A 632-nucleotide genomic window follows, 5' to 3' on the forward strand; every position below is an offset into this window, starting at 1 on the left:
CGCCGTCCGCCACGTACAAGGCGCCCGGCGTCAGCTGGTCGATCAGGTCGCGCAGCTTGCCGAAGTCCGTCGCGACGAGCGAGTACGCGGGCGAGATCGGGGCATACGGGATGCCGGCATACGCGGCACCCAGCGCCAGCTGGAAGTGTTCCAGGTCGTTCCCCGACAGGATCGCGAGCGGCCGTTCGGCGCACAAGCCGCGGTCGCGCAATGCCTGCCCGATGTGGCGCGCGCGGTGCAGCATGTCGGCATAGCCGATGCGGATCCAGCCGCCGTCCGGGCCGCGCCGGGCGACGAGCGTACGCTCCGGGTGCGCGGCCGCCCCGCTGGCGAGACGGTCGGTCCAGCGCCGGGGCACCGGTCCGAGCGGCGTCACGGCGTCCACATGCCACACGTCGCCGTCGCGCCAGGCGCGGATCTCCGGATGACCGAGGAGGACGGGACGGCGCCTTCCTTCCGGTTGCAGGTCATGCATGCCGGTCTCCTCAGATCGGATAATGGCGCGGACCGGTCTGCACGGTGATCCAGCGCAGGTCCGTGAACTCGGCAATCGCCGCCTTGCCGCCGAAGCGTCCGTAGCCGCYGCCCTTGACGCCGCCGAACGGCATCTGGGCTTCGTCGTGCACGGTCGG

The 632-nt window shown here is 71.6% G+C and carries 2 protein-coding genes; both read right to left on the reverse strand.

All coding sequences use genetic code 11. The features are described 5' to 3' along the window. On the reverse strand, nucleotides 1–475 hold a 475-nt coding region (locus tag AC1DYX_RS31755; RefSeq protein ID WP_477266262.1), incomplete at its 3' end, for an AMP-binding protein. A 10-nt stretch (nucleotides 476–485) separates the two neighbouring features. After that, the coding region (locus AC1DYX_RS31760; RefSeq protein WP_477266264.1) for an aldehyde dehydrogenase family protein at nucleotides 486–632 on the reverse strand (147 nt) is incomplete at its 5' end.

It is taken from the genome of Massilia sp. P2_C2, from assembly GCF_056404615.1.